This window comes from Pseudomonas vancouverensis, assembly GCF_004348895.1.
GTDB classification, from domain to species: Bacteria; Pseudomonadota; Gammaproteobacteria; order Pseudomonadales; family Pseudomonadaceae; genus Aquipseudomonas; species Aquipseudomonas vancouverensis.
In genome coordinates this window covers 98,179-123,412 of sequence record NZ_RRZK01000003.1, presented here as the reverse complement: position 1 = coordinate 123,412, position 25,234 = coordinate 98,179, and the positions used below count along the sequence as shown (strand labels likewise).

Here is a 25,234-nt window from a genome sequence, read left to right as displayed (position 1 = left end):
AACAAGCTCGCTCCTACAGGGCTACCGCTTGTTGAGGCCCCGCGCCAAGCGATCCCCACCCAACTGAATCACCGCCACCAAGGCCACCAGCAGCACAATCACCGTCAGCATGATCTGGCTGTCAAAACGCTGATAGCCGTAGCGATAGGCAATGTCACCCAAGCCACCGGCACCAATCGCCCCGGCCATGGCGGAGGAGTTGATCATGGTCACCAGGGTGATGGTGAAGCCGCCGACGATCCCCGGCAGTGCTTCAGGCAACAGCACATGCCAGACGATGTGCCCGCGCCGGCAACCCATGGCCTGGGCCGCTTCGATCAGCCCGTGGTCGACCTCACGCAAACTGACTTCGGCGATACGCGCAAAAAACGGCGTCGCCGCGATGGTCAACGGCACCACGGCGGCCCACACGCCGTAGGTGGTGCCGACGATCAGGCGGGTGAAAGGAATCAGCGCCACCATCAGGATCAGAAACGGAATCGAGCGGAACAGATTCACGAAACCGCCGAGCACGCGATTCAGCGTTGGCGCTTCGTAGATGCCGCCCTTGGAACTGGTGACCAGGATCACCGCCATCGGAATCCCCACCAGCAGCGCGATCAACGACGACACGCCGACCATCAAAAAGGTGTCGATAAAACCCTGCAGCAAGCGATCAAACCACATAACCCAAAACCTCCACCTGTTGTGCCCACTGGCCGGCGCGCTGGCGCAATTGTTCGGCATTGAGGGTTGAGGCACTCACCGACAGCAGCAGTTGCCCGAGCGCGTGCCCCTGAATCCGCTCCACACCGCCCTGCAACAAGCGCACGCGACCGCCGAGGGCGGCGAACAGCGCGGCCAGGTCCGGCTCGTCGCTGGCGCTGCCGGTGAATTGCAGGCGCAGCACAACAGCGGCGTCCGGCGATTGCGCTTGCGCCTGCAAACGCCTTTGCAGCTCCTCCGGCAGGGCGTGCTGCAAGGGCGCGAGCAAGGTCTTGCTGACGTCGTGCTGCGGGTTGCCGAACACTTCCCACACTGGCCCCTGTTCGACGATGCGCCCGTGCTCCAGCACCACCACGCGATCACAGATGTCGCGGATCACCGCCATTTCGTGGGTGATCAGGACGATGGTCAGGCCCAGGCGTTTGTTGATCTCGCGCAGCAGGCCGAGGATCGACTGGGTGGTCTCCGGGTCCAGCGCCGAGGTGGCTTCATCGCAGAGCAGAATCTGCGGGTCGTGCACCAGCGCGCGAGCGATACCGACGCGTTGTTTCTGCCCGCCGGACAGTTGCGCCGGGTATGCCTTGTGCTTGCCTTGCAGGCCCACCAGTTCCAGCAGTTCACGGACCTTCTGTTCGCGTTTGTCCTTGGGCACGCCGGCGACTTTCAGCGGCAACTCGACGTTCTGCCACACGGTCTTGGCCGACATCAGGTTGAAGTGCTGGAAGATCATGCCGATGCGCCGACGCAGCGCCACCAGGCGGTCTTCGTCAAACTCGCCGATATCAACCTGATCGATCAGCACGCGACCGCTGCTCGGTTGTTCCAGGCGATTGATGGTGCGGATCAGCGATGACTTGCCGGCACCGCTGCGGCCGATGATGCCGAACACTTCGCCGCGTTGGATCGCCAGGTCGATGCCTTGCAGCGCATCCACCGGGCCTTGCTGGCCGTTGTAGGTTTTGCCCAGGCCGATGAAACGCACGTGGGCGCGGTTCAGCTCAGGATGAAGCTCGGTTTTTTCAGCACGCTGTGGCTCTGGAATTTCCAGTCGCCGTTGGATCGCAGCGGTCATGCTCAGCTTTCCCAGCCGGCTTGATAGAGCTTGCCGTGGGCCTTGTCCAGGGCTGCGCGAACGGCCGGGGAGTGCTGGTAGATGTCGACGAACTTGATCAGGCGCGGGTCGGTTTTGCTCTTCGGTTGGATCACGAACTGGATCACGTATTCCTTGTGATCGAGGCCGTCAAACAGCAATGCGGAGCCGGCATCGAAGGTCTTGGCCAGGCGAATGTAGGCCGGGTAGCCCTGCACCAGATCGGCATCGTCGTAGGCACGCACCAGTTGCACGGCTTCAACCTGGAGGATCTTGATCTTCTTCGGGTTGGCGATGATGTCTTCTTCGGTGGCTTTGTAGCCAACGCCCGGTTTGAGCGTGATCAATCCGGCCTTGGCCAGCAGTTGCAGGCCTCGGCCGCTGTTGATCGGGTCGTTGGCGATGGCCACGCTCGCGCCTTGCGGCAGCTCATCGAAGCTTTTGTATTTTTTCGAGTAGAGGCCGACGTTGTTGATGATCCCCGGCGCGAACGGCACCAGGTCGAAACCCGAGGCGGCCTTGGCGTTTTCCAGGAACGGGATGTGCTGGAAATAGTTCACGTCGATGTCGCCGGCAGCGAGGCTGACGTTGGGCGCGATCCAGTCGGTGAACTCGACAAGCTCGACTTTCAGGCCTTGTTTCGAGGCTTCCTCCACGGCCGCTTCCAGTGGAATGGCGAAGGCGGCGGTGGTGCCGATTTTCAGTGGGGCGTCAGCGGCGAAGATTGCCGAGCTGAACAGGCCGAGGGCCAGGGCCAGTGCTTTGACTGGGTGAGAGATGTAGTGCTTTTTCATGATCAGTTTTCCAGTCAATGATTAGATATTTGATTCACATGTGTGGCGAGGGAGCTTGCTCCCGCTGGGCTGCGAAGCGGCCCTGAAACCATCCAATAAGGTCTGTCAGATAAATCGGATCGTCTGGTTTTGGAGGTGCTGTGCACCTCGACGGGAGCAAGCTCCCTCGCCACAGGGGCTTAGTGTCGGTAGTCAGAGCCGGTATGTTGTCGTGGCAATTGCGGTCCTTGATGGAACAGTTTTTCGCGCAAGGTGCCGCTGTCATACGCCGTCTTGTACGAGCCCCGTCGCTGCAATTCAGGGATCACCAGCTCAATGAAATCCACATAGCTTTCCGGCGTGACAATGCGCGTCAGGTTGAAGCCGTCGAGGCCGGTTTCGGCGATCCACGATTCCAGTTCATCCGCCACCTGTTCTGGCGAGCCGACCACGGTGATGTAGCGGCCGCCGAGGGCGTGCTGCTCGAGCAGTTTGCGTCGGGTCCAGTCGTTGTTTTGCAGGTGTTTGGTGGCGGACTGGATGGCGTTGCTCTTGACGTACTGGATCGGTTCGTCGATCTCGTACTGGGAGAAGTCGATGCCGGTGGACGCCGAGAAATGTGCGACGCCGGCTTCGGCGCTGGCGTAGCTCAGGTATTCGGCGTGCTTGGCCCAGGCCAGTTCTTCGCTGGCGCCAACGATCACGTTCAGGCCCATGAACACCTTGATGTCTTCAGGATTGCGTCCGGCCTCGACGGCACTGGCGCGAACCTTGTCCACCTGCGCCTTGGTCGAAGCCTTGGTCTGGCCGCTGATGAACACGCACTCGGCGTGGCGCCCGGCAAACAGCAGGCCGCGATCGGAAGCACCAGCCTGGAACAACACCGGCGTGCGTTGCGGCGAAGGCTCGCAGAGGTGATAGCCCTCGACCTGATAGAACTCGCCCTTGTGCTCGACCTTGTGCACCTTGTCCGGCTGCGCGTAGATCCGTTGCTGTCGATCGTTGAGTACGGCGTCGTTTTCCCAGCTGCCTTCCCAGAGTTTGTACAGCACCTGCAGGTACTCGTCGGCCTGGTCGTAACGCCGGTCGTGCTCGACCTGCTCGCTCAGGCCCATGGCCTTGGCGGCGCTGTCGAGGTAGCCGGTGACGATGTTCCAGCCGACGCGACCGCGCGTCAGGTGATCGAGCGTCGACAGGCGCCGGGCGAACAGATAGGGCGGTTCGTAGGTGAGGTTGGCGGTGAGGCCGAAGCCGAGGTGTTTCGTCACCGCGGCCATGGCCGAGACCAGTAGCAACGGGTCGTTGACCGGCAGCTGGATCGACTCTTTGAGCGGCACGTCCACCGAGTTCTGGTAGACGTCGTAGACGCCGACGATGTCGGCGATGAACAGGCCGTCGAACAGCCCGCGCTCCAGTAACTGCGCCAGTTCCGTCCAGTATTCAAGGGTGTTGTATTGGGTGGAGTTGTCCCGTGGGTGTGTCCACAAGCCATGGTTGATGTGGCCGATGCAGTTCATGTTGAACGCATTGAGCAAGATCTTCTTTTTGGTCATCAGATGGTCCCCCGCAGTGGTGGGTTCGCATCGTTAAGGTAGTAGTTGCCGACGGCGTGATACTTCCAGCGCACCGGGTCGTGCAGGGTGTGCACGCGGGCGTTGCGCCAGTGGCGATCCAGCCCGTGTTCGATCAACGTCGCTTGGCTGCCTGCCAGTTCGAACAGGGTGCTGCCGGCGGCGAGGGAAACTTCGGTGCTGATGGCACGCGCTTCGGCGACGGCAATCGAGGCGGCGGCCACAGTCTGTGCGTTGGTCTCGGCCTGGGCTTTATCGAGGTAAACACCGGCGCGTTCCAGCAGCGCTTCGGTGGCGTGCAGGCGAATGCTCAGGTGGCCGAAGCTCTTGAGGGTCAGCGGATCTTCCGTGGCAGTTTCGTGTGTGGCATCGATCCACGGCCGGGTTTTGGTTCGTACAAAATGCAGGGCATCCTCGAACGCGGCGCGGGCGATGCCGGTGTCGATGGCGGCATGAAGAATCTGCGCCAACGGCCCGACCGGCGTCGGCCGTTCGAAGGCACTCTGGAACGGGATTACGTCTTCGGCGGCGACATACACATCTTCGAACACCACCGAACCGCTGCCGGTGGTGCGTTGGCCGAAGCCGCTCCAGTCGTCGATCACCGTCAGGCCCTGGCTGTTGCGCGGGACAAACGCCAGTTGCTGTACGCCCTGTTCATCCACCACCGAGGTCGGGATGCGCTGGGCATAGATCGCGCCGGTGGCGTAGAACTTGCGGCCGTTGATGCGATAGCCGTTGCCATCGCGGGTCAGGCGAGTGGTGCGGTCGTGGGCGGTTTTGGTGCCCAGTTCGGCCAGGGCATTGCCGAAGCGCTGGCCGGCGAGGACTTCGGCGTACAGGCGGGTTTTCTGCTCGTGGCTACCGTTCACCCGTAGCACTTCGAGGGCGTAGAAGTGGTTCTGCGGAATCTGTCCGAGGGAGCCATCGGCCTGGGCAATCAGCGCGATGACCTTGGCCAGCGTGATGTTGGAAACGCCCGCACCGCCGTACTCCTTCGGCACGCTGATGCCCCACAGGCCCGAGCGGGAAAACACTTCCAGCTCCGGGTGCGGCAAACGGCGTTCACGGTCGCGCAGGGCGCTGTCGCGTTTGAAATCTTCGGCCAGATCACTGGCAACAATCAGGGCTTGCTCATCGCTGGTGATGACCGCGACGTGCTGAGAATGTGGCATGTTGTTCTCCAGATGTCTGGTCGTCAGATCCAGGAATGGCGATTGGGCAAAGTGCCGTTGAGGCGATAGGCACCGACCGCGTAGTACTTCCAGCGCACCGGGTCGTGCAGGGTGTGCACCCGGGCGTTGCGCCAGTGGCGGTCGAGGTTGAATTCGGCGAGGGTGGCGCGGCTGCCGGCCAGTTCCAGCAGCTTTTCGCTGGCCAGCAACGAGATCTCGGTGGTCAGCACCTTGGCTTCGGCCACGGCAATCGAGGCGCGGGCAGCGGACTCGGTAGTGATCGGCGCGGCACTCACCTGGTCGAGCACTTGCCCGGCCTTGCGCAGCAGCGCCTCGGCGGCGTGCAGTTCGATTTTCAGTTTGCCGATGTCGGCGATCACGTAGAGGTCATCACCGGCGCGTTCGACGTTGGCGTCGATCCACGGTCGGGCGCGGGTTTTCACGAAGTCGATGGCGTCGTCGATGGCGCCTCGGGCGATGCCGGCGTCGATGGCCGCCTGAATCAGCTGGGACACGGCACCCTGAATGTTCGGCGTGTCGTTGATCTTCCAGTTATCCACAACCAGCTCGGGCTCGACCCGCACGTTGTTGAGCAAAATCGTACCGCTGGCGGTGGTGCGCTGACCGAAGCCGGACCAGTCGTCGACGATGCGCATACCCGGCGTGCCACGACGAATGAACGCCATGACTTGCCTGCCATCGTCATTGAGCGCCTTGACCGCGACCCAGTGGGCGAACAGGGCACCGGTGGAATAGAACTTCTGGCCGTTGATGACCCAGTCGTCGCCGTTGGCGGTGATGCGCGCCTTCAGTTCCAGGGTGTTTTTCGTGCCGCGCTCGGGCCCGGCATTGCCGATGCGCCAACCGTCGAGCACGCTTTTGAACAGCTGCTTTTTCTGCGCCTCGGTGGCACTGCCTGATAGCAGATTGAGGATGCCGAACTGGTTTTGCGGGATCTGCCCCAGTGCCGGGTCGGCTGCGGAAATGATCGCGAAGACTTCAGCGAGGGTCACGAAGGAAACTTGCGGGCCGCCGTACTCACGGGGGATGGAAATGCTGCCCAGGCCGCTGCGGGTGAACTGTTCGATTTCCGCCCATGGCAGCTTGCGCTGCTGGTCGCGTTTGGCGGCGTTGAGGCGGGCAACCTGCGCCAGCTCATGGGCCGCCTGGATGGCTTGCGCATCGTTGCGCAAGACCTGTGCGGGCAATAACAACGGGGCGATGTCCAGATCACTCTGGACGACTGCGTCTGCCAGACTGGACATCAATGCCACTCCTTGGCTGCACGCAATGCCCTGGCGATCTGCACTGGGGTGATTGTGTTCCGGACCATACCTACCTCACATCTCATGAAAGCGCTGCTTGTGGCGGCGCAGGAAAACAAGAATGTCCGGTGGTCCGGTTTATATACCCTAAACGCTTATAAATATTTTATGAACTAACTTTTAGGAATATGAATAGAAGGGAGAATCAAGGCAGTCGGCGCCTCACTTGCAGGAGCCGTCCGCAGTAAACCGGCTCCTGCAGAAAAGCCATCTCATCGGTTGTGGGACTCGGCTGCTTTGAGTTGCCGTTTCCTCGGTACTTTCAGATAAACATTGGAGCAACCGATCTTCAGCACCCGCGCTGGCGCCCAGCGCGAGTTATTGCCCACCCTGTCGAGGATGCAATAGGTCACTTCCAATCGCGGGTCCTCGCCCGCCTCGACAATGATCGCTGGCGGTACCCAGACCTGAATCGGCTGGCCGACGTCGTGCGCTTCAAGCTTGGGCAGGTCCATGCGCACATCGCCCCAGCGCAGGGTGATTTCATCGTCACGGGCCATGTTCAGGTACGGCTCGATGGTCAACGGAACCCCGCGTTTGATCTGCTGTGCATTGACGCCTTTGCGGTTGATCGTTTCGGGGAAGCTCACTGGCGTCAGTCTCTGGTTTTCATCGGCATGCAGTGCAGAAGGCTGGCCACCGGGACAGTCGAGTTTGATCTGCACGGTCTGGCAGGCCGACAGCGCCGCTTTCCGGCCGATTTGCATGACGCGGTAATGAATGCGCGAGGTGCCATTGGCGATGAAGCTCTCGGGTACCCGCAACTGCACGGGCTGATCGATATCAGCGGTGCTCAAAACCCGTTGGGCCACATAACAGTCGTCCCAGAACAACTCGACCAGGTCACCTTCGTCCATACCGGGGTAGGGCGCTACCTCGATTAACAGATGTGCCGCGCAGGTGATGTTGATGCCAGCCTTGTGGGGCCGCGCCAGGCTGGGTGCCGCCAGCCCGAAGGTGTTCGACGGGTTTTTCATGAAGTCTCCTTGAGGTCTTGCAACGAAGTCCGTTTCTGGAAAGTCAAAAAACAAATATCGACCAGCAAGACTACTCATTACTTTGAGTTAAATAATGAAGTGAGCGGAATGAATGTCGCGAGTTGGGACTAGATAAGAGTTTGGCGGGGTGGGTGTCAATTGGAATTGAAAGTTGTCGTGGATGTTTATAGTTATTCAGATGATTCCTACGCAACTTGGTTAGAAAACCCTTTCGTTGCGTCGCAAATACCCAATAACGAGGCAGGATACGGTTAATTTTCTGTGCGTTTACAGGCGTTCATCTGCTCTGGGAGTTTCAGCTGAAGATGCGCGTATTTATTGTTTTACATATATGTATGTACCGCGCAGGCATACAAGGCAGGCGTGTCGATCAGGCTTGATTAGTTTGGTATTAATGAGGGGTGTGTTGAGGGTGAGCAACTTCCGTCCATGGAAGTTTTGGGTGTTTCGCGGCTTTGTCAGTTATGAGCGTTGTTCAGAAACTTGCTGAGAAACTGACGGGTGCGCTCTTCTTTAGGGTTGGCAAACAGTGCCTTGGATTCGCCTTGCTCAACGATCACGCCCTTGTCGAAAAACACCACGCGATTGGCCACGTCACGGGCAAAGCCCATTTCGTGGGTGACGATCACCATGGTGCGTTTTTCTTCGGCCAGACCACGAATGGTCGCCAGCACCTCGCCTACGAGCTCAGGGTCGAGTGCCGAAGTCGGTTCGTCGAACAGGATCACTTCCGGCTCCATCGCCAGCGCCCGGGCAATCGCCACGCGCTGTTGCTGACCACCGGAGAGGCGACGTGGGTAAGCGTCTTCCTTGCCGGCGAGGCCAACCTTGGCCAACAGCTTTTTACCCAGGGCTATGGCCTCGGCGCGAGGTGTCTTCTTGACCACGATCGGGCCTTCGATGACGTTTTCCAGGGCCGTACGATGGGGGAACAGATTGAAGTTCTGGAACACGAAGCCCACATGCTGGCGCAGGTTGCGCACCAGGCTCTGTTGCTGGTTCAGCGGGCGACCGGTATCGATCTCGATATCGCCGACCTTGATCCGGCCACTGGTGGGTTGTTCAAGGAAGTTCAGGCAGCGCAGGAAGGTGGTCTTGCCCGAGCCGCTGGGGCCGATGATGGCCACGACCTCGCCTTCCTTCACTTCAAGATCGATGCCGTTGAGCACGACTTGACCCTTGAACTGCTTTGTCAGTTTTTCCACGACAATCATGGGATCAGGACTCCTGGTCGTGCCGATTGACCCGCTCTTCCAACTTGTTCTGCAGGTGCGACAGCACCGTGGCCAGAATCCAGTAGATCAACGCGGCGGCAAGATACATGGTAAAGACTTCGAAAGTCCGGGCGGTAATCAGCTGTGCCTGGCGGAACAGTTCCGGTACCTGGATGGTCGCGGCCAGCGCGGTGTCCTTGACCAATGAAATGAAGCTGTTGCCCAGCGGCGGCAAGGCCGTGCGCATCGCTTGCGGCAGGATGGCCCGGCGCAGGGTCTGCGCGCGGGTCATGCCGATGCTCGCAGCAGCTTCCCACTGACCGCGTTCGATCGAACCGATCGCGGCCCGCAGGATTTCACAGGCATAGGCAGCCATGTTCAGCGAGAAGCCGATCAGGGCCGCCGGTAGCGGGTCGAGTTCCATGCCCAGTTGCGGCAGGCCGTAATAGATCACGAACAGCTGCACGAGCAAAGGCGTGCCGCGAAAGAACGACACATAGATGCGCGCCAGCCAGCTGACCGATTTGAAACGCGACAGGCGCATCAGCGCCAGGCCGAAGCCCAGCAGCAGGCCGAAGAACATGCCACCAAGGCTGAGGACAACCGTGTAATACGCGCCCTTGAGCAGAAAGGGCGCGGAGTCCAGTGCGAGTTGGAAAGCTGCTTCCATTATTGAGTGACGTCAGCGCTGAAGTATTTTTCCGAAAGCTTTTTCAGCGTGCCGTCGGCGCGCAGCTCATCCAGGGCCTTGTTCACGGCAGCCAGCAGTTCAGGCTCGCCTTTGCGCAGGGCAATACCCGATTCCTGGCGGGAGAACGCCTGGCCGGCAGCGACGGTTTTTGGTGCTTTCTTGGCGTATTCGAGGGCGGCCAGACGGTCGATCAGGATCGCGTCGGTACGGCCATTGTTCAGGTCGGCGAACTTGGTTGGGTCATCGTCATAGGTGCGCACGTCGGCACCCGGCACATTGGCGCGTACCCATTGTTCGTAGTTGGTGCCCAGGCCCACACCGACTTTCTTGCCGGCCAGGTCTGCAGCGGTCTTGATGTTCAGCGCAGCTTCCTTGTCCTTCAGCACCAGCGCCTGAATCCCGGAAACGGTGTACGGCTCGGAGAAGTCATACTTCTTCTTGCGCTCGTCGGAGATGGTCACCTGGTTGACGACTACGTCCAGACGTTTGGATTCCAGAGCGGCAAGGATGCCGTCCCACTTGGTTGGCTGAATCTTGGCTTTGACGCCAAGCTTCTGTGCCAGGGCTTCGGAGAGTTCGACTTCGAAACCGGCCAGCTTGCCGTTTTCATCGACGAAGCTGAACGGTGGATAAGTGCCTTCCAGGCCGACGTTGATAACGCCTTTGTCCTTGATCTGTTGCAGTTGCTCACCGGCAACGGCGTGGCTGATCAGGCCGGCACTCAATGCCAGGCCCAGCGAACCCACGAGCAGATTGCGACGTAGTGCGGAAAAATTCATGACAAGCCCCTGTGTTTTCTTATGGAAGACGCTTTGGAAAGGTTGGCGAATTCGACAATTGGACGACTGCGATATCCTGCCTTAATGCAGCTTATGCGTCTTGCTGCAAATTCGCCTGCAGCATGACTATATGATGGCGTTCTTAGATTAGAAAATAATACTTTCTATTTTTATTATTCGTTTATCGAATAATGCTTTTCCTGTAGGAGCGAGCCTGCTCCGGGCGTCGCTTCTACATGAGATTGCCGTCGTTACAGGAAATCCTTGTAGGCAAACAACGCCGGCGCGCCACCGGTGTGCAGGAAGATGATCGGACCGTCATCGAAACGCTGACGCCCGACGCCGTCGAGCAACCCGGCCATGGCCTTGCCAGTGTAGACCGGGTCGAGCAACAGACCTTCCTGGCTCGCCAACAGCTTGACCGCAGCCAGGGTGCCGGCATTTGGCTCGCCATAACGGGGCGCGAAGTATTCATCCCACAGCTGCACCTTGAAGGCCGCCGGTACGCTCACCCCCAGCAGCTCGGCCGTGCGTTCGGCGAGGCCTTGAACCTTGGGCCGCTGATCTTCATCACTGCGTGAAACCGTGACGCCGATGACGGGCAATTTCGGCAGCGCTTCGCTCAAGGCCAGCGCGAGACCGCTGTGCGTTCCGGCACTGCCCGAGGCCAGCACCACGGCGGCGAAATCCAGTCCGGTGTCCTTGATCTGTTCGGCCAGTTCCAGTCCGGCACGCACGTAACCCAGGGCGCCGAGCGCATTGGAGCCGCCAATCGGCACCAGATAGGGTTTTTTGCCGCTATTGCGCAGACGCGCGGCGAGGGCGTGGAGTTGTTCGTCAGCGTTGTCGAGGTTGTCCACCAACTCGACCTTGGTGTCGAACAGGTCGAGCAGCAGGCGATTGCCGTTACCGGTGTAGTTGCTGTCATCGGTGTTGAGCGGATTTTCCAGCAGTGCCACACAGCCCAAGCCGAGTTTGGCGGCGATGGCTGCGGTCTGGCGCACGTGGTTCGATTGCAGCGCACCGGCGGTGATCAGGGTGTCGGCACCCTGGGCGAGGGCATCGGCGGCCAGGTATTCGAGTTTGCGCAGCTTGTTGCCGCCCATGGCCAGGGGCGTCAGGTCGTCGCGCTTGACGTAAATATCACGGCCCAGCCAGGAGGACAGGCGTTCCAGTTTTTCCAGGGCGGTCGGCTGACCGAGCAAGTCGAGGCGGTTAAAGCGGGCGAGCTGTTGTTTGATCATGAGTCCGTACTGGCCGTTGGAGATTTCAGGACTATAGGCACGCTACTTTGGAGGAGCAACCGCCAATCGCTTATAGCCATTGGTACTGAGGACAGCACAATTGGTTCTTAATTTCGCCCTCGGGCCTTGCCGTAAAGTAGGCGCCGTCAGCGCGGCCAGACAGTCCGGCCGCCCGTGAGGAGTTTTTACCGTGAGTGAGCGTTCCAGCCATTGGCAATTGCAGACCATCGTCAGCCAGTTACGCACGGCCCGCGAGCAGTGGCGTGCCCAGAACGGCCGGGCCAGCGGCGAGCAGGGCGGTCGCGAGCTGCCGTCCCGGGCGGCTATGGCGGAGATCCTCGAAGCCTTGTGCGGGGCATTGTTCCCGATGCGTCTGGGGCCGGTGGACCTGCGCGAGGAAAGTGAAGACTTCTACGTCGGTCATACGCTGGATGTGGCTTTGAATGCTCTGCTGGCGCAGGCGCGGCTGGAGTTGCGCTACGTTGCACGGCATAACGCCGAGGCGGAAAGCGAAGTTGAAGCTCGGACCATCCAGATCATCCAGGACTTCGCGCTCGCCCTGCCGGGGCTGCGCAGCCTGCTGGACACCGATGTGCTGGCGGCCTATCACGGCGATCCGGCAGCGCGCAGTGTCGACGAAGTGCTGCTGTGCTATCCCGGAATCCTCGCGGTGATTCACCATCGCCTGGCGCATCATCTGTACCGCGCCGGATTACCGCTGCTGGCACGGATCAGCGCGGAAATCGCCCATTCGGCCACGGGAATCGACATTCACCCCGGCGCGCAGATCGGCCGCAGTTTCTTCATCGACCACGGTACCGGCGTGGTGATCGGCGAGACGGCGATCATCGGCGAACGTGTGCGGATTTATCAGGCCGTGACCCTGGGCGCCAAGCGTTTCCCGGCGGACGAGGACGGCCAATTGCAGAAAGGCCACGCGCGGCATCCGATTGTCGAGGATGACGTGGTGATTTACGCCGGTGCGACGATTCTCGGGCGGATCACCATTGGCCAGGGGTCGACCATTGGCGGTAACGTCTGGCTGACCCGCAGCGTGCCGGCGGGCAGCAACCTGACCCAGGCGAATCTGCAGCTTGATGACGGGGCGCAGAAGTAACTTCGCTCTATTTGATACCTGTGGCGAGGGAGCTTGCTCCCGTTCGGCTGCGCAGCGGCCGCAAATCCAGCCAATGCGGTTTGACTGGAGTCAATAGGAGGATAGATTTTGGGGCCGCCTTGCGGCCCAACGGGAGCAAGCTCCCTCGCCACAGTGGGTATTTTCTAACCGCTCAGTCCGTGACTTCGGCTGACTCAACTCCGTGTAGGAAATTTACCGCCGAGCCCTGCAATTAGTCCTTAGCCCCCTATCCATGTTTAACTTGAACGTTCATTCAAGTTAAACCGGTGGTTCGCCGCCCGCTCACAACAGGAGGCTTGCCTTTGCTGAGTCCGATTTCTACAGCCACGTTATTGCCGTTCAAGGTGCACCGTACATGAGTGCATCGTCCCTCCCACCCAGCGGCCTGGTCCGCATGAACCCGCCGGTGTTCTGGTTCTCGGCAAGTTTCATTCTGCTGTTCGGCATTGTGGTCATCGCCATGCCCGAGCAGGCTGGTGCCTGGTTGCTGGCGGCACAAAACTGGGCGGCCAACACGGTCGGCTGGTATTACCTGCTGGCGATGACTCTGTATCTGGTCTTCGTGGTGGTCACCGCGTTGTCCGGCTACGGCAAGATCAAACTCGGTGCCGACCACGACGAACCCGAATTCAGTTATCTGTCGTGGGCCGGCATGCTGTTCGCCGCGGGGATCAGCATCACGCTGTTTTTCTTCTGCGTGTCCGAACCGCTGACGCACATGCTGCAACCGCCGCAAGGTGAAGCCGGCACGGCCGACGCGGCGCGACAGGCGATGCAGATTCTGTTCTTGCACTGGGGCCTGCACGGTTGGGGCGTGTTTGCCTTTGTCGGCATGGCGCTGGCCTACTTCGCTTACCGGCATAACCTGCCACTGGCCTTGCGTTCGGCGTTGTACCCGCTGATCGGCAAACGCATCAACGGTCCCATCGGCTACGCCGTGGACGGCTTCGGCATCATCGCCACGGTGTTCGGCCTGGGTGCCGATATGGGCTTTGGTGTGTTGCACCTGAACTCCGGCCTGGACTACCTGTTCGGTATTGCCCACACGCAATGGATTCAGGTCGGCCTGATCAGTCTGATGATGGGCGCGGCGATCATCGTTGCCGTGTCCGGTGTGGATAAAGGTGTGCGGGTCATGTCCGACATCAACATGCTGTTGGCCTGTGCGCTGCTGCTGTTCGTGTTGTTCGCAGGTCCTACGCAGCACTTGCTCAACACCTTGATCCAGAACCTCGGCGACTACCTCGGCGCCTTGCCGATGAAGAGTTTCGACCTGTACGCCTACGACAAACCCAGCGACTGGCTCGGTGGCTGGACAGTGTTCTACTGGGCCTGGTGGATTGCCTGGTCGCCCTTCGTGGGGCTGTTCATCGCACGGATTTCCCGTGGCCGGACCATCCGCGAATTCGTCTTCGGCGTGTTGCTGATTCCGCTCGGTTTCACCCTGGCGTGGATGTCGATCTTCGGCAACAGCGCCATCGACCAGGTGCTCAACCACGGCATGTCGGCGCTGGGCATGTCGGCCATCGACAACCCGTCGATGACCCTTTACCTGCTGCTGGAAACCTACCCGTGGAGCAAGACCGTGATCGCCATCACGGTGTTCATCAGCTTCGTGTTTTTTGTCACCTCCGCCGACTCCGGCACGGTGGTGCTGTCAACGCTGTCCGCCAAAGGTGGCAATCCTGATGAAGACGGGCCGAAGTGGCTGCGGGTGTTCTGGGGCGCAATGACCGCGCTGGTCACCAGTGCGCTGCTGTTTTCCGGCAGCATCGATGCGTTGAAGTCGGCGGTGGTGCTGACCTCGCTGCCGTTCTCGCTGATCCTGCTGTTGATGATGTGGGGGCTGCACAAGGCGTTTTATCTGGAATCGCAGAAGCAGATTGCGCAGATGCATTCCTTGGCACCGGTGTCCGGCGCCCGGCGTGGCGGCTGGCGTCAGCGCCTGAGTCAGGCGGTGCACTTTCCGTCCCGGGATGAGGTCTATCGCTTCCTCGATACGACGGTACGCCCGGCGATTGAAGAGGTGTCCGCGGTGTTCAGGGAAAAGGGTCTGCATGTGGAAACCCATCCGGACCCGGCCAATGACAGCGTCAGCCTGGAAATCGGCCATGGCGATCAGCATCCGTTCGTGTATCAGGTGCAGATGCGTGGTTACTTCACGCCGTCGTTCGCCCGTGGCGGCATGGGCTCCAAGCAACTCAACAATCGCCGCTATTACCGCGCCGAAGTGCATTTGAGTGAGGGTAGCCAGGACTATGATCTGGTGGGCTACACCAAGGAGCAGATCATCAACGACATCCTCGATCAGTACGAACGGCACATGCAGTTTCTGCATCTGGTGCGCTGATCACTGGCAGGGCGCCGGGGCTTTTCAGCTCTCGGCGCTGAGCACCATGAACAGCACCAACGCCGCTACCGGAATGCTGAACACGAGCGTGCCGATCCCCAACTCTGTACTCAGCGATTGCCTGGCATTCACTACGCCGATGGCGCCGTTGATCACCGTCAGCGCCAGCCACAGCACGACAAATCCGTAGGTCAGGGTCTGGCGGCTGAAGCCGATTTTCTCGCCGATGAACAGCATCAGCGCGAGCAGGGCCAGGCCGAAGGTGATGATGATGGTCGTGTGCATGGTGTCTGCCAACCTTGCGATGGGTTTCGCATCTGCGCCGCTACGGCGACTTTGTTCCTGTCTCTTGCCGTTGTGCAAGTGCGTCGGTTTTTCCTGCCTGATAAAAAATCTGTGAAACGTTTCAGCAATTCGTCGACTCTCAGGTTTTTTGGCGACTGTCCCGGCGTATGCTGAGCGACTGGCAAAACAGTCGATACCAGATTCAAGACCGACAAGAGAGGATTCGATGACTTACACCGCTGCCGAAAATCGCTATGAGTCCATTCCTTACCGCCGCGTAGGTCGCAGCGGTCTGGTATTGCCGGCGTTGTCCCTGGGCCTGTGGCACAACTTCGGCGACAGCACGCCGATCGACACCCAGCGTGCGTTGTTGCGCACCGCGTTCGACCTGGGTATCAACCACTTCGACCTGGCCAATAACTACGGCCCGCCATACGGCAGCGCCGAGACCAATTTCGGCCGTCTGCTGCGTGAAGACTTCAAGCAGTACCGCGATGAGTTGATCATCTCCAGCAAGGCCGGTTGGGACATGTGGCCGGGGCCCTACGGTCAGGGCGGCGGTTCGCGCAAGTACGTGCTCGCCAGCCTCGACCAGAGTCTTCAGCGTCTGGGCGTGGATTACGTCGACATCTTTTATTCGCACCGTTTCGACCCGGACACGCCGCTGGAAGAAACCGCCAGTGCCTTGGCCACGGCAGTGCAGCAGGGCAAGGCGCTGTACATCGGCATCTCGTCCTATTCCGGGGTGAAAACCCGGGAAATGGCGGCCTTGCTCAAGGAGTGGAAAGTGCCGTTGCTGATCCATCAGCCGGCGTACAACCTGCTCAACCGCTGGGTGGAAAAGGACCTGCTCGACACCACTGACGAACTCGGTACTGGCGTCATCGCGTTTACCCCGCTGGCGCAAGGTCTGCTGACCGACAAATACCTCAACGGCGTGCCGGCCGATGCGCGGGTCAACCGTCCGGGCGGTGGTTCGTTGCAGGCTTCGCACTTGTCCGAGGCGAACATTGCCCATGTGCGGGCGCTGAATGAAATTGCCAAGCGTCGTGGGCAGAGCCTTGCGCAACTGGCGTTGGCGTGGACGCTGCGCGATCCGCGGGTGACGTCGGCACTGATTGGCGCGAGCCGGCCGGAGCAGATTATCGAGAACGTCGGGGCGTTGAAGAACTTGAGTTTCAGTGCTGAGGAGTTGGCGGAGATAGATCGATTTGCCCAGGAGGGCGGGATCAATCTTTGGGAAAAGCCTTCGACGGCTGAGTAACAGTTTGGCGCCGGACGTTGCGGCGTCTGTTCGGGCCTCTTCGCGGGCAAGTCGCACCGCCGCTCCCACAGGGGTAGTGTCAACCCGGAACCATTGTGGGAGCGAGCTTGCTCGCGATAGGGCCATCAACGTCAGTACAAAACCGACTGATCAGCGAAAAAACGGCACATCCCCCAACACCGTCGCCCGCTGCATCACCCGCCGCGCCGGTCGGTAATCATCCACGGCGTAATGTTGTGTCACGCGGTTATCCCAGAACGCGATGTCGTCCTGCTGCCAGCGCCAGCGGATGGTGAACTCCGGGCGCGTTGCGTGGGCGAACAGAAACTTCAGGATCGCCTCGCTCTCGGTTTCCGACAGTTCGTTGATCTTCGAAGTGAAGCCTTCATTGACGAACAACGAACGCCTTCCGCTGACCGGGTGGGTGCGGATCACCGGGTGTGACAGCGGTGGGTTCTTGCGCCGCGCCTCTTCCCACTGGGCCAGTGCTTCAGGCGTGTTGCCATAACGCTCCAGCGGAAACGAACGGGTGAAATCGTGGGTCGCGGTCAGCCCTTCGAGCAAGGCTTTCAGTGGTGCCGACAAGGCTTCGTACGCCGCGATGCCGCTAGCCCATAAGGTGTCGCCACCAAACTCCGGCAGCAGCTTGGCGCTGAGCACCGCGCCCATGGCCGGGGTCGGCAGGAAGGTCACGTCGGTGTGCCAGATCGCGTTGTCGCGCACGTCGGTGACGGCGGTGTCGAGGATCAGTACTTCCGGTTGTTCCGGCACATTGGGGTAGATCGGGTGAATGTGCAGATCGCCGAAATTGGCGGCGAAGCGTGCCTGTTGCTGCGGGGTGACCGGTTGATCACGGAAGAACAGCACCTGGTGCTTGAGCAGGGCTTGTTCGATGGCATCGCGTTGTTCCAGGTTCAGCGGTTGGCTGATGTCGACGCCGCTGATTTGTGCGCCAAGGGCGGAGCTTAATGGAACGATGGTCAGGTGGCTCATGGTCTTTCTCTTCAATCCGGGGGTATATCCAGGTTCCCACAAGGTTATTTCTACGACGAAGCTCAGTGGGCCTGGCCGTGCCATGGCACCAACTTGCGTTGCAGGGCGCGCAGGCCCATTTCCATGGCGAAGGCGATCAGGGCAATCACCAGGATTCCCAACACCACTACATCAGTGACGAGGAACTGCGCGGCGGACTGCACCATGAAGCCCAGGCCGCTGGTGGCGGCGATCAGTTCGGCAGCCACCAGGGTCGACCAACCCACGCCGAGGCCGATGCGCACACCGGTCAGGATGTCCGGCAAGGCACTCGGCAAAATCACATGACGAATCAACTGTGCGCGAGTCGCGCCCAAGGACTGCGCGGCACGCAGTTTGGCCGGGTCGACGGTGCGCACACCGGTGGCCGTGGCAATGGCAATCGGGGCGAAGATCGCCAGGTAGATCAGCAGTACTTTCGACACCTCGCCGATGCCGCACCAGATCACGATCAGCGGCAGATAGGCCAGCGGCGGAATCGGCCGGTAGAACTCGATCAGCGGGTCGAGCACGCCACGGGCAATGCGGTTGGCGCCGATGGCGATGCCCACGGGCACTGCGGTCAGCACGGCAAACCCGAGGCCAAGGCCAATGCGGCTGAGGCTGGCGCCGAGGTGTTGCCACAGGGTCGAGTCCATGTAGCCGCTGGTGGCCAGCAACCAGCCTTTTTGCAACACGGCAGAGGGTGGTGGCAGGAACAGTGGCTCGATCAGGCCGGTCGCCGTCACCGCCCACCAGATCACAATCAGCGCAACCAGTGTCAGCACGCTGATCCAGCGTGTGCTCAGGCTGCGACGCACCGGCGTCACGGTAGCGCCTGTTTTTAATGCGACGGGAATCTCGTAACTGCTCATGCGCGCTCCTGCCGCTGGGCGGCACTGCGTTGGGAGAACACTCTGGCGAGCACGTGTTCGCGGGTTTCGATAAAACGTGGGTCGGATTTGATCGCCCGGGCCGACTCGCCGGCGGCGTAGCGTTGACCGAAGTCGAGGTTCAGGCGCTCGACGATCTGCCCCGGGTTGGGCGCCAACAGAATCAGGTCGGTGGCGAGGAATACCGCTTCTTCGATGTCGTGGGTAATCAGGAACACCGGTTTCGCCGTACGCCGCCAGACTTGCAGCAGCAGTTCCTGCATCTGCTCGCGGGTAAAGGCATCGAGGGCGCCGAACGGCTCGTCCATCAGCAACACGCGCGGGTCGGCCGCAAGGGCGCGGGCCAGGCCGACGCGCTGCTTCTGGCCGCCGGAAAGCTGCCAGATGCGGCGCTGCTCGAAACCGGAAAGATCGACCAGCGAGAGCATTTCCCGGGCGCGGGCTTCGCGCTTGTCCCGGGCGATGCCGGCCAGTTCCAGGCCGAAGCCGACATTGGCCAGCACGTCTTGCCACGGCAGCAGCGCGTCGTCCTGAAACACCACGCCGCGTTCGGCGCTCGGGCCTTTGACCGGCACACCGTCAAGGGTGATGCGCCCGGCACTGGGTTCGACGAAACCGGCAATCAGGTTCAACAGCGAAGTCTTGCCACTGCCGGACGGGCCGAGGGCGACCAGCAACTGCTGGGGCCCCAGGGTCAGGGAAATATCCGCCAGCACCGGTTCCGGGCTGCCAGGGTACTGTGCGCTGATGCGCTCCAGCTGTAGCAAGGCCATCGCAATGAACTCCCGATCAGTTGGTGATGAACTTGGCGCTGACGTACGGCGCGTAGTCCGGCAGTACCGCCTCGACCTTGCCTTGTTCCTTGAGGAACGCCGCGGTGTCGGTGATGGCTTTGGTAGTCGGTGCACCCAGAGTGATGACCTGGTCAGCCGCCAGCGGATAGACGTTGCCTTGCAGCAGCAGCGGAATGTCGGCGGCCTTGGCGCCGGACAGTTTCACCAGCTTGTCGACGTTGCTCTGGTCGGCGAGCCAGGCTTGCGGGTCTTTGCGGTAGTTGGCGTAGGCATCGAGGGTCACCTTGGCGAACGCGGTGACGATGTCCGGATGCTTCTCCGCGAAGTCCTTGCGCACGATCCAGGCGTCGAAGGTCGGCGCACCGAACTTGGCCAGCTCACCGGAAGTGATCAGCACCTTGCCGTTTTCCTTGGCAACGCCCAGGGCCGGGTCCCACACGTAAGTGGCGTCGATGTCACCGCGCTTCCAGGCGGCAATGATCGCCGGCGGCGCGAGGTTGAGGACGGTGACTTTCGACGGATCGATGTTCCAGTGCTTGAGTGCCGCAAGCAGGCTGTAGTGGCCGGTGGATACGAACGGAACGGCGATTTTCTTGCCGATCAGATCCTGCGGCGTCTTGATACCGGAGCCGTCACGCGCAACCAGTGCTTCGGCAGCGCCGATCTGGGTGGCAATCAGGAAGGTTTCCACCGGCACTTTGCGGGTGATTGCAGCGGTCAGCGGGCTGGAACCGAGGTAGCCGATCTGCACGTCACCAGAGGCGATGGCGGCAATGATGTCCGCACCGTTGTCGAACTTGCGCCAGCTGATATCGGCCTTGGTGGCTTTTTCGTAGGCGCCGTCGGCCTGGGCGACTTTCGCCGGGTCAACGGTGGTCTGGTAGGCGACGGTGACGTCGGCTGCCTGGGCAAAAAAACTGGCGGTTGCCAAAGACGCGGCCGCCAGCAAGCGAAGGGGGAAAGTCAGTTTCATGGGGAAGCTCCTGATCAGGCGACCGAGTGTGGGCGTGATGAGGAGACTAAATGATCTAAGAATTCGAAAATAAATAACTTTTTCGAATTAGCTTATGAGAGGACAGTCTTGCCGATGTGAGAAGGCTTCTGTGGTGAGGTGATCAATCCCCTCACCACAGAAGCCTGTTGCCATAGGGTTGGGATCAGTTACTGATCGCCAGAATGCTGGCCTGGTAAGCCCCGACAAACACGTCGAAATCACCCACCTCGTTCTGCTCCAGTTCCGCCTGCTGGGCCAGCGACGAGCGCGCCAGTTCTTCAAACTTCGCTTGTTCTTCAGCCGGCAGCGGTTCGCTGCGGAAGAACTCGGCATGGGCCTGACTCTGACGCAGGGAGAACTGGGCGAAACTTTCCTTGTGTTCGGCCATGGCTGCCAGCACTTGGGCCGAGGGGGTCAGGGACGAATCCAGGACCTTGGCCATCTGCGCGTCCAGCGCTTTGCTATGGACGTCGCTGCCGTGGCTCTGGTCGAGCAGCGCTGCCAGTGGCGCGATTTTCTCCAGCAGTTCGCCCGCCCATTCCTTCAGGTCGACCGGTTGCCCGTCGCGCTGCAATTGCAGGCCAGGACGACGACCCTCCTTGACCACGCTGAGGAAGTTCGAGGTCGCGTTACTGCAGCTGGTGTTGGTCAGCAGCGGGCTGTCATTGAGTGCGCAGTACAGCAGGAACGCATCGAGGAATCGCGACTCGGTGAGGTCGATGCCCATCGGCAGGAACGGGTTGATGTCCAGGCAACGCACTTCGACGTACTGAATGCCACGGGCCATCAGCGCCTGGATCGGCCGCTCGCCGGTGTAGGTCACGCGTTTTGGACGGATGTTGGAGTAGTACTCGTTTTCGATCTGCAGGATGTTGGTGTTGAGCTGCACCCACTCACCGTCCTTGTGCGTGCCGACTTCAACGTACGGCGCGTACGGGGTGGCCACCGCTTTGCGCAGGCTGTCGGTGTAGCTGACCAGATCGTTGTAGCACGGGGTCAGACCGGCCTGGGCGTTGCTCTGGTAACCCAGGTCGCTCATGCGCAGGCTGGTGGCGTACGGCAGGTACAGGGTGTGCGGATCCAGTTGTTCCAACTGGTGCGAGCGACCGCGCAGGAAGCCGGCGTCCAGCGCTGGCGAGGCACCGAACAGGTACATCAGCAGCCAGCTGTAGCGGCGGAAGTTGCGGATCAATGCAATGTAGGACGACGACTGGAAATCGCGGTCGGTGCCGACAAAACCCTCGGCCTGCTTGAGCAACGGCCAGAGCTTTTCCGGCAGGGAGAAGTTGTAGTGAATGCCGGCAATGCATTGCATGGTCTTGCCGTAACGCAGGGCCAGGCCCTTGCGGTACACATACTTGAGCTGCCCGATGTTGGAGGTGCCGTAATAGGCGATCGGGATGTCTTCCTCGGCCGGCAGCGGGCACGGCATCGATGGGCTCCACAGGTACTCGTTGCCGAGCTTGCTGTAGGCAAAGCGATGAATACTGTCCAGGCTCTCCAGGGTGTCCGCCGGGTCGGGCAGGGCTGGCGTGATGAACTCCAGCAGCGACTCGGAATAGTCGGTGGTGATCTGTTCGTTGGTCAGCGCGGAACCCAGTTCTTCCGGGTGCGGCGTTTGCGCCAGGCGACCTTCGCCGGTTACGCGCAGGCATTCACGTTCGATGCCGTGAAGGCACTGCTCGAGCAGAGAGAGGTTAGCGCGCTCGCCGAGCAGGGCCAGGCGGCGGTTGAGAAGTTCGCTCAAGTTGGATTCCTTCACGCGTCAGTCGCCCCAATATGGGGGTGGGCAGGACGGTCTACAAGGGTGAAGTTAAAACTGGCGTTTTCGCCTGGTTTTTGTCGCTGATTGATCAAAAACTGCACAGATCCGTTGTAGGAGCGAGCATGCTCGCGATGGACCCGAGAACACCGCTGGGTGTCAGGCTACCAGCGTCATCGTTGACGCCCATCGCGAGCATGCTCGCTCCTACAGGGAACGGCATAGCGCTGAAATTAACTCAAATCGATGACATCTAGCTACAGGACAGCGAAGGTGCCTTGTGCTTTAGCGACCAGTTTGTCGCCTTGCATCACATCGGCTTCGACCACCATGGTGCGCCGGCCCGGATGGATCACCCGGGCCGTGCACATCACCTCGCCGTCAGAGACGGCGCGGATGTAGTTGATCTTGCATTCGATGGTCGCACTCTGCTGGTCAAAGCCGTGGGTGCTGGAGCAAGCCAGGCCCATGGCGATGTCCACCAGACTGAACAAGGCCCCGCCGTGCAGCTTGCCACCGCGGTTGCGCAGCTGCGGCTCCAGCACCAGGGCGACTTGCGCCACCCCGGTTTCCAGACTGTGCAAGCGACAGCCCAGCAGCCTGAAAAACGCGCTTTCGGTCAGCCCGGCAGGGATGTCCATCAACGTTTCTTCAACTGCTTGGCGTTGGCGAACAGCGATGCCATGGCATTGTTGCTCGGCGCTGCCGTGGCAGTTTCCTTGCGTGGTGCGCTGTTCTGCGACTGGCGCGGTGCCGAGCCAGGACGCGCGCCACGAGCGCCGTCGATTTTCTCGCCCGGGGTGTCGCTCATGCGCATCGACAGGCCAACGCGTTTGCGCGGGATGTCGACTTCCATGACCTTCACCTTCACCACGTCACCGGCCTTCACCGCTTCGCGAGGGTCCTTGATGAACTTCTCCGAAAGCGCAGAGATGTGTACCAAACCGTCCTGATGCACGCCGATGTCGACGAATGCACCGAAGTTGGTCACGTTGGTCACCACGCCTTCGAGGATCATGCCCAGTTGCAGGTCCTTGAGGTCTTCGACGCCGTCCTGGAACTCGGCGGTCTTGAACTCTGGACGTGGGTCGCGACCCGGTTTCTCCAGCTCTTGCAGGATGTCGGTGACCGTCGGCAGGCCGAAGGTTTCGTCGGTGAATTTCTTCGGATCGAGGCGTTTGAGGAACGCGGCATCGCCGATCAGCGAGCGAATGTCGCGGTCGGTTTCAGCGGCAATGCGCTGCACCAGCGGATAGGCTTCCGGGTGAACTGCGGAGGAGTCCAGCGGGTTGTCGCCGTTCATGACGCGCAGGAATCCTGCAGCCTGCTCGAAGGTTTTTTCACCCAGGCGGGCGACTTTCTTCAGGGCGGCGCGAGTCTTGAACGCACCGTGTTCGTCACGGTGGCTGACGATGTTCTGTGCCAGGGTCGCGTTGAGACCGGAGATGCGTGCCAGCAGCGCCACGGACGCGGTGTTCACGTCCACGCCGACGGCGTTCACGCAGTCTTCGACGACCGCATCCAGGCCGCGGGCCAGTTTCAGCTGCGACACGTCGTGCTGGTACTGGCCGACGCCGATGGATTTCGGGTCGATTTTCACCAGCTCCGCCAGTGGATCCTGCAGGCGGCGGGCAATCGACACGGCGCCACGGATCGACACGTCGAGGTCCGGGAATTCCTTGGACGCCAGTTCCGAGGCCGAGTAAACCGAAGCACCGGCTTCAGACACCATGACCTTGGTCATTTTCATGGCCGGGTATTTCTTGATCAGGTCCGCGGCCAGCTTGTCGGTCTCACGGCTGGCGGTGCCGTTGCCGATGGCGATCAGGTCCACCGAGTGCTTGGCGCACAGTGCGGCGAGTACGGCGAGGGTCTGGTCCCACTTGTTGTGCGGCACGTGCGGGTAAACCGTGGCGTGATCGAGCAGCTTGCCGGTGGCATCGACCACCGCGACCTTGCAACCGGTGCGCAGGCCAGGGTCGAGACCGAGGGTGGCACGCGGGCCGGCCGGGGCCGACAGCAGCAGGTCGTGCAGGTTGTGGGCGAACACGTTGATCGCTTCGGTTTCCGCGCCGTCGCGCAGCTCACCCAGCAAGTCGGTTTCCAAATGCGTGTAGAGCTTGACCTTCCAGGTCCAGCGCACCACTTCGCCCAGCCATTTGTCGGCGGCGCGGTTCTGGTTCTGGATGCCGAACTGCTGGCCGATCATGCCTTCGCACGGGTGCATGGTGCCCGGCAATTCGTCGCCGACCTTCAGCGCGGAGCTGAGGATGCCTTCGTTGCGACCGCGGAAAATCGCCAATGCACGGTGCGAAGGCATGCTCTTGAGCGGCTCATCGTGTTCGAAGTAGTCGCGGAACTTGGCGCCTTCCTCTTCCTTGCCGGCGATCACGCGGGCACTGAGGGTGGCTTCCTGCTTGAGGTAGTTACGCAGTTTGTCGAGCAGACCGGCGTCTTCGGCGAAGCGCTCCATCAGGATGTACTTGGCGCCTTCGAGGGCCGCCTTCACATCGGCCACGCCTTTTTCCGCGTCGATGAAACGTGCCGCTTCAGTTTCCGGATTCAGGGACGGATCGTTGAACAGGCCGTCGGCCAAGTCGCCGAGGCCGGCTTCCAGGGCGATCTGGCCCTTGGTGCGGCGCTTCTGCTTGTACGGCAGGTACAAGTCTTCGAGGCGGGTCTTGGTGTCGGCGAGTTTGATGTCACGCTCGAGCTGCGGGGTCAGCTTGCCTTGTTCCTGGATGCTGGCCAGGATGCTGATGCGCCGTTCGTCGAGTTCTCGCAGGTAGCGCAGGCGCTCTTCCAGATGACGCAATTGCGTATCGTCGAGGCTGCCGGTCACTTCTTTACGGTAACGGGCGATGAAGGGCACGGTTGAGCCTTCATCGAGTAGCGCGACGGCCGCTTCGACCTGTTGTGGGCGTACACCGAGTTCCTCGGCAATGCGGCTGTTGATGCTGTCCATAAAACCACCTGACAAATTGTGAAAGCAGCCCGCAGGCATTGAAATAGAGCCATTGCGAAACTGGTTGAGCGGCCTGGCGTGCACCGCTGCCCGGGTCAACAGGCCATGCGTTGACCCCTGAAATCGAACAATTACTGCGGACGCTATAAAATTGAATGGCGTCGGTCTGTAGTACCTGTCTGACGTTGCCTGACACAAAACGCCGCGCATTAT

General features: G+C 60.7%; 22 protein-coding genes. 3 read left to right on the top strand and 19 right to left on the bottom strand.

Annotation, left to right across the window (positions count from 1 at the left end):
* Positions 1–21: 21 nt before the first annotated feature.
* From EIY72_RS03100 to EIY72_RS03050, 11 genes are all read right to left on the bottom strand, one after another.
* Positions 22–666, bottom strand: a complete 645-nt coding sequence (locus tag EIY72_RS03100) for a methionine ABC transporter permease (protein ID WP_093227794.1) — start codon at positions 664–666, stop codon at positions 22–24.
* Complete coding sequence (locus EIY72_RS03095; protein WP_093227791.1) at positions 656–1,777, bottom strand: methionine ABC transporter ATP-binding protein; 1,122 nt, start codon at positions 1,775–1,777, stop codon at positions 656–658. The genes EIY72_RS03100 and EIY72_RS03095 overlap by 11 nt, the downstream gene beginning before the upstream one ends.
* Before the next feature lie 2 nt (positions 1,778–1,779).
* Positions 1,780–2,589, bottom strand: a complete 810-nt coding sequence (locus EIY72_RS03090) for a MetQ/NlpA family ABC transporter substrate-binding protein (RefSeq protein ID WP_093227788.1) — start codon at positions 2,587–2,589, stop codon at positions 1,780–1,782.
* A 179-nt stretch (positions 2,590–2,768) separates the two neighbouring features.
* Positions 2,769–4,121 (bottom strand): LLM class flavin-dependent oxidoreductase, encoded by a 1,353-nt coding sequence (locus EIY72_RS03085; RefSeq protein WP_093227786.1) that lies wholly within the window; start codon positions 4,119–4,121, stop codon positions 2,769–2,771.
* Positions 4,121–5,314 carry an SfnB family sulfur acquisition oxidoreductase gene (locus EIY72_RS03080; RefSeq protein ID WP_093227783.1) on the bottom strand — a complete coding sequence of 398 codons (1,194 nt, stop codon included), beginning with the start codon at positions 5,312–5,314 and terminating at the stop codon, positions 4,121–4,123. The genes EIY72_RS03085 and EIY72_RS03080 overlap by 1 nt, the downstream gene beginning before the upstream one ends.
* 23 nt (positions 5,315–5,337) lie before the next feature.
* A complete protein-coding gene (locus tag EIY72_RS03075; RefSeq protein WP_093227780.1) occupies positions 5,338–6,579 on the bottom strand; it encodes an SfnB family sulfur acquisition oxidoreductase in 1,242 nt (413 codons plus the stop codon).
* A 272-nt stretch (positions 6,580–6,851) separates the two neighbouring features.
* Complete coding sequence (locus EIY72_RS03070) at positions 6,852–7,616, bottom strand: hypothetical protein (protein WP_093227777.1); 765 nt, start codon at positions 7,614–7,616, stop codon at positions 6,852–6,854.
* A 479-nt stretch (positions 7,617–8,095) separates the two neighbouring features.
* Positions 8,096–8,851 (bottom strand): L-cystine ABC transporter ATP-binding protein TcyN, encoded by a 756-nt coding sequence (gene tcyN, locus EIY72_RS03065; RefSeq protein ID WP_093227774.1) that lies wholly within the window; start codon positions 8,849–8,851, stop codon positions 8,096–8,098.
* Positions 8,852–8,855: 4 nt separating this feature from the next.
* Positions 8,856–9,521 (bottom strand): cystine ABC transporter permease, encoded by a 666-nt coding sequence (tcyL, locus tag EIY72_RS03060; protein WP_093227770.1) that lies wholly within the window; start codon positions 9,519–9,521, stop codon positions 8,856–8,858.
* Positions 9,521–10,321: a cystine ABC transporter substrate-binding protein gene (gene tcyJ / locus EIY72_RS03055; protein WP_093227767.1), complete on the bottom strand. Its 801-nt coding sequence runs from the start codon at positions 10,319–10,321 to the stop codon at positions 9,521–9,523. The genes tcyL and tcyJ overlap by 1 nt, the downstream gene beginning before the upstream one ends.
* 251 nt (positions 10,322–10,572) lie before the next feature.
* On the bottom strand, positions 10,573–11,565 hold the full coding sequence (locus tag EIY72_RS03050) for a D-cysteine desulfhydrase (protein WP_093227764.1): 993 nt from the start codon (positions 11,563–11,565) through the stop codon (positions 10,573–10,575).
* A 190-nt stretch (positions 11,566–11,755) separates the two neighbouring features.
* Between EIY72_RS03050 and epsC the strand changes: the two genes are divergently transcribed.
* Both epsC and betT read left to right on the top strand, forming a co-directional pair.
* Positions 11,756–12,682, top strand: a complete 927-nt coding sequence (gene epsC / locus EIY72_RS03045) for a serine O-acetyltransferase EpsC (RefSeq protein WP_093227761.1) — start codon at positions 11,756–11,758, stop codon at positions 12,680–12,682.
* A 415-nt stretch (positions 12,683–13,097) separates the two neighbouring features.
* A complete protein-coding gene (gene betT, locus EIY72_RS03040; RefSeq protein ID WP_162276466.1) occupies positions 13,098–15,053 on the top strand; it encodes a choline transporter BetT in 1,956 nt (651 codons plus the stop codon).
* Positions 15,054–15,077: 24 nt separating this feature from the next.
* Here the strand turns inward: betT and EIY72_RS03035 are convergent, their stop codons facing one another.
* Complete coding sequence (locus tag EIY72_RS03035) at positions 15,078–15,338, bottom strand: hypothetical protein (protein WP_093227755.1); 261 nt, start codon at positions 15,336–15,338, stop codon at positions 15,078–15,080.
* Between the two features lie 226 nt (positions 15,339–15,564).
* On the opposite strand from EIY72_RS03035, the gene mgrA reads away from it, so the two are divergent.
* The gene (gene mgrA / locus EIY72_RS03030; RefSeq protein WP_093227752.1) at positions 15,565–16,602 is read left to right on the top strand and encodes an L-glyceraldehyde 3-phosphate reductase; all 1,038 of its coding nucleotides are present in this window, start codon (positions 15,565–15,567) and stop codon (positions 16,600–16,602) included.
* Between the two features lie 150 nt (positions 16,603–16,752).
* Here mgrA and tauD read toward each other — a convergent pair whose 3' ends face one another.
* From tauD to EIY72_RS02995, 7 genes are all read right to left on the bottom strand, one after another.
* Positions 16,753–17,595, bottom strand: a complete 843-nt coding sequence (gene tauD / locus EIY72_RS03025; RefSeq protein ID WP_093227749.1) for a taurine dioxygenase — start codon at positions 17,593–17,595, stop codon at positions 16,753–16,755.
* 62 nt (positions 17,596–17,657) lie between these two features.
* Positions 17,658–18,488, bottom strand: a complete 831-nt coding sequence (tauC, locus tag EIY72_RS03020; RefSeq protein ID WP_093227747.1) for a taurine ABC transporter permease TauC — start codon at positions 18,486–18,488, stop codon at positions 17,658–17,660.
* On the bottom strand, positions 18,485–19,279 hold the full coding sequence (tauB, locus tag EIY72_RS03015) for a taurine ABC transporter ATP-binding subunit (RefSeq protein ID WP_093227744.1): 795 nt from the start codon (positions 19,277–19,279) through the stop codon (positions 18,485–18,487). The genes tauC and tauB overlap by 4 nt, the downstream gene beginning before the upstream one ends.
* A gap of 16 nt (positions 19,280–19,295) precedes the next feature.
* Entirely contained in the window at positions 19,296–20,273 is a 978-nt protein-coding gene (tauA, locus tag EIY72_RS03010; RefSeq protein ID WP_093227741.1) for a taurine ABC transporter substrate-binding protein, read from the bottom strand.
* Between the two features lie 184 nt (positions 20,274–20,457).
* Positions 20,458–22,041, bottom strand: coding sequence for a glutamate--cysteine ligase (gene gshA, locus EIY72_RS03005; protein WP_093227738.1), 1,584 nt, complete (start codon positions 22,039–22,041; stop codon positions 20,458–20,460).
* Positions 22,042–22,313: 272 nt separating this feature from the next.
* Positions 22,314–22,697, bottom strand: a complete 384-nt coding sequence (locus tag EIY72_RS03000) for a PaaI family thioesterase (protein ID WP_093227736.1) — start codon at positions 22,695–22,697, stop codon at positions 22,314–22,316.
* Positions 22,697–25,021 carry a Tex family protein gene (locus EIY72_RS02995; RefSeq protein ID WP_093227734.1) on the bottom strand — a complete coding sequence of 775 codons (2,325 nt, stop codon included), beginning with the start codon at positions 25,019–25,021 and terminating at the stop codon, positions 22,697–22,699. The genes EIY72_RS03000 and EIY72_RS02995 overlap by 1 nt, the downstream gene beginning before the upstream one ends.
* Between the last annotated feature and the right edge of the window lie 213 nt (positions 25,022–25,234).

What these genes read in the sequence shown, in the direction of transcription:
- EIY72_RS03100 (WP_093227794.1), bottom strand. Translation starts at nt 666, where the DNA reads ATGTGGTTTGATCGCTTGCTGCAGGGTTTTATCGACACCTTTTTGATG.
- EIY72_RS03095 (WP_093227791.1), bottom strand. Translation starts at nt 1,777, where the DNA reads ATGACCGCTGCGATCCAACGGCGACTGGAAATTCCAGAGCCACAGCGT.
- EIY72_RS03090 (WP_093227788.1), bottom strand. Translation starts at nt 2,589, where the DNA reads ATGAAAAAGCACTACATCTCTCACCCAGTCAAAGCACTGGCCCTGGCC.
- EIY72_RS03085 (WP_093227786.1), bottom strand. Translation starts at nt 4,121, where the DNA reads ATGACCAAAAAGAAGATCTTGCTCAATGCGTTCAACATGAACTGCATC.
- EIY72_RS03080 (WP_093227783.1), bottom strand. Translation starts at nt 5,314, where the DNA reads ATGCCACATTCTCAGCACGTCGCGGTCATCACCAGCGATGAGCAAGCC.
- EIY72_RS03075 (WP_093227780.1), bottom strand. Translation starts at nt 6,579, where the DNA reads ATGTCCAGTCTGGCAGACGCAGTCGTCCAGAGTGATCTGGACATCGCC.
- EIY72_RS03070 (WP_093227777.1), bottom strand. Translation starts at nt 7,616, where the DNA reads ATGAAAAACCCGTCGAACACCTTCGGGCTGGCGGCACCCAGCCTGGCG.
- tcyN (WP_093227774.1), bottom strand. Translation starts at nt 8,851, where the DNA reads ATGATTGTCGTGGAAAAACTGACAAAGCAGTTCAAGGGTCAAGTCGTG.
- tcyL (WP_093227770.1), bottom strand. Translation starts at nt 9,521, where the DNA reads ATGGAAGCAGCTTTCCAACTCGCACTGGACTCCGCGCCCTTTCTGCTC.
- tcyJ (WP_093227767.1), bottom strand. Translation starts at nt 10,321, where the DNA reads ATGAATTTTTCCGCACTACGTCGCAATCTGCTCGTGGGTTCGCTGGGC.
- EIY72_RS03050 (WP_093227764.1), bottom strand. Translation starts at nt 11,565, where the DNA reads ATGATCAAACAACAGCTCGCCCGCTTTAACCGCCTCGACTTGCTCGGT.
- betT (WP_162276466.1), top strand. Translation starts at nt 13,098, where the DNA reads ATGAACCCGCCGGTGTTCTGGTTCTCGGCAAGTTTCATTCTGCTGTTC.
- EIY72_RS03035 (WP_093227755.1), bottom strand. Translation starts at nt 15,338, where the DNA reads ATGCACACGACCATCATCATCACCTTCGGCCTGGCCCTGCTCGCGCTG.
- mgrA (WP_093227752.1), top strand. Translation starts at nt 15,565, where the DNA reads ATGACTTACACCGCTGCCGAAAATCGCTATGAGTCCATTCCTTACCGC.
- tauD (WP_093227749.1), bottom strand. Translation starts at nt 17,595, where the DNA reads ATGAGCCACCTGACCATCGTTCCATTAAGCTCCGCCCTTGGCGCACAA.
- tauC (WP_093227747.1), bottom strand. Translation starts at nt 18,488, where the DNA reads ATGAGCAGTTACGAGATTCCCGTCGCATTAAAAACAGGCGCTACCGTG.
- tauB (WP_093227744.1), bottom strand. Translation starts at nt 19,279, where the DNA reads ATGGCCTTGCTACAGCTGGAGCGCATCAGCGCACAGTACCCTGGCAGC.
- tauA (WP_093227741.1), bottom strand. Translation starts at nt 20,273, where the DNA reads ATGAAACTGACTTTCCCCCTTCGCTTGCTGGCGGCCGCGTCTTTGGCA.
- EIY72_RS03000 (WP_093227736.1), bottom strand. Translation starts at nt 22,697, where the DNA reads ATGGACATCCCTGCCGGGCTGACCGAAAGCGCGTTTTTCAGGCTGCTG.
- EIY72_RS02995 (WP_093227734.1), bottom strand. Translation starts at nt 25,021, where the DNA reads ATGGACAGCATCAACAGCCGCATTGCCGAGGAACTCGGTGTACGCCCA.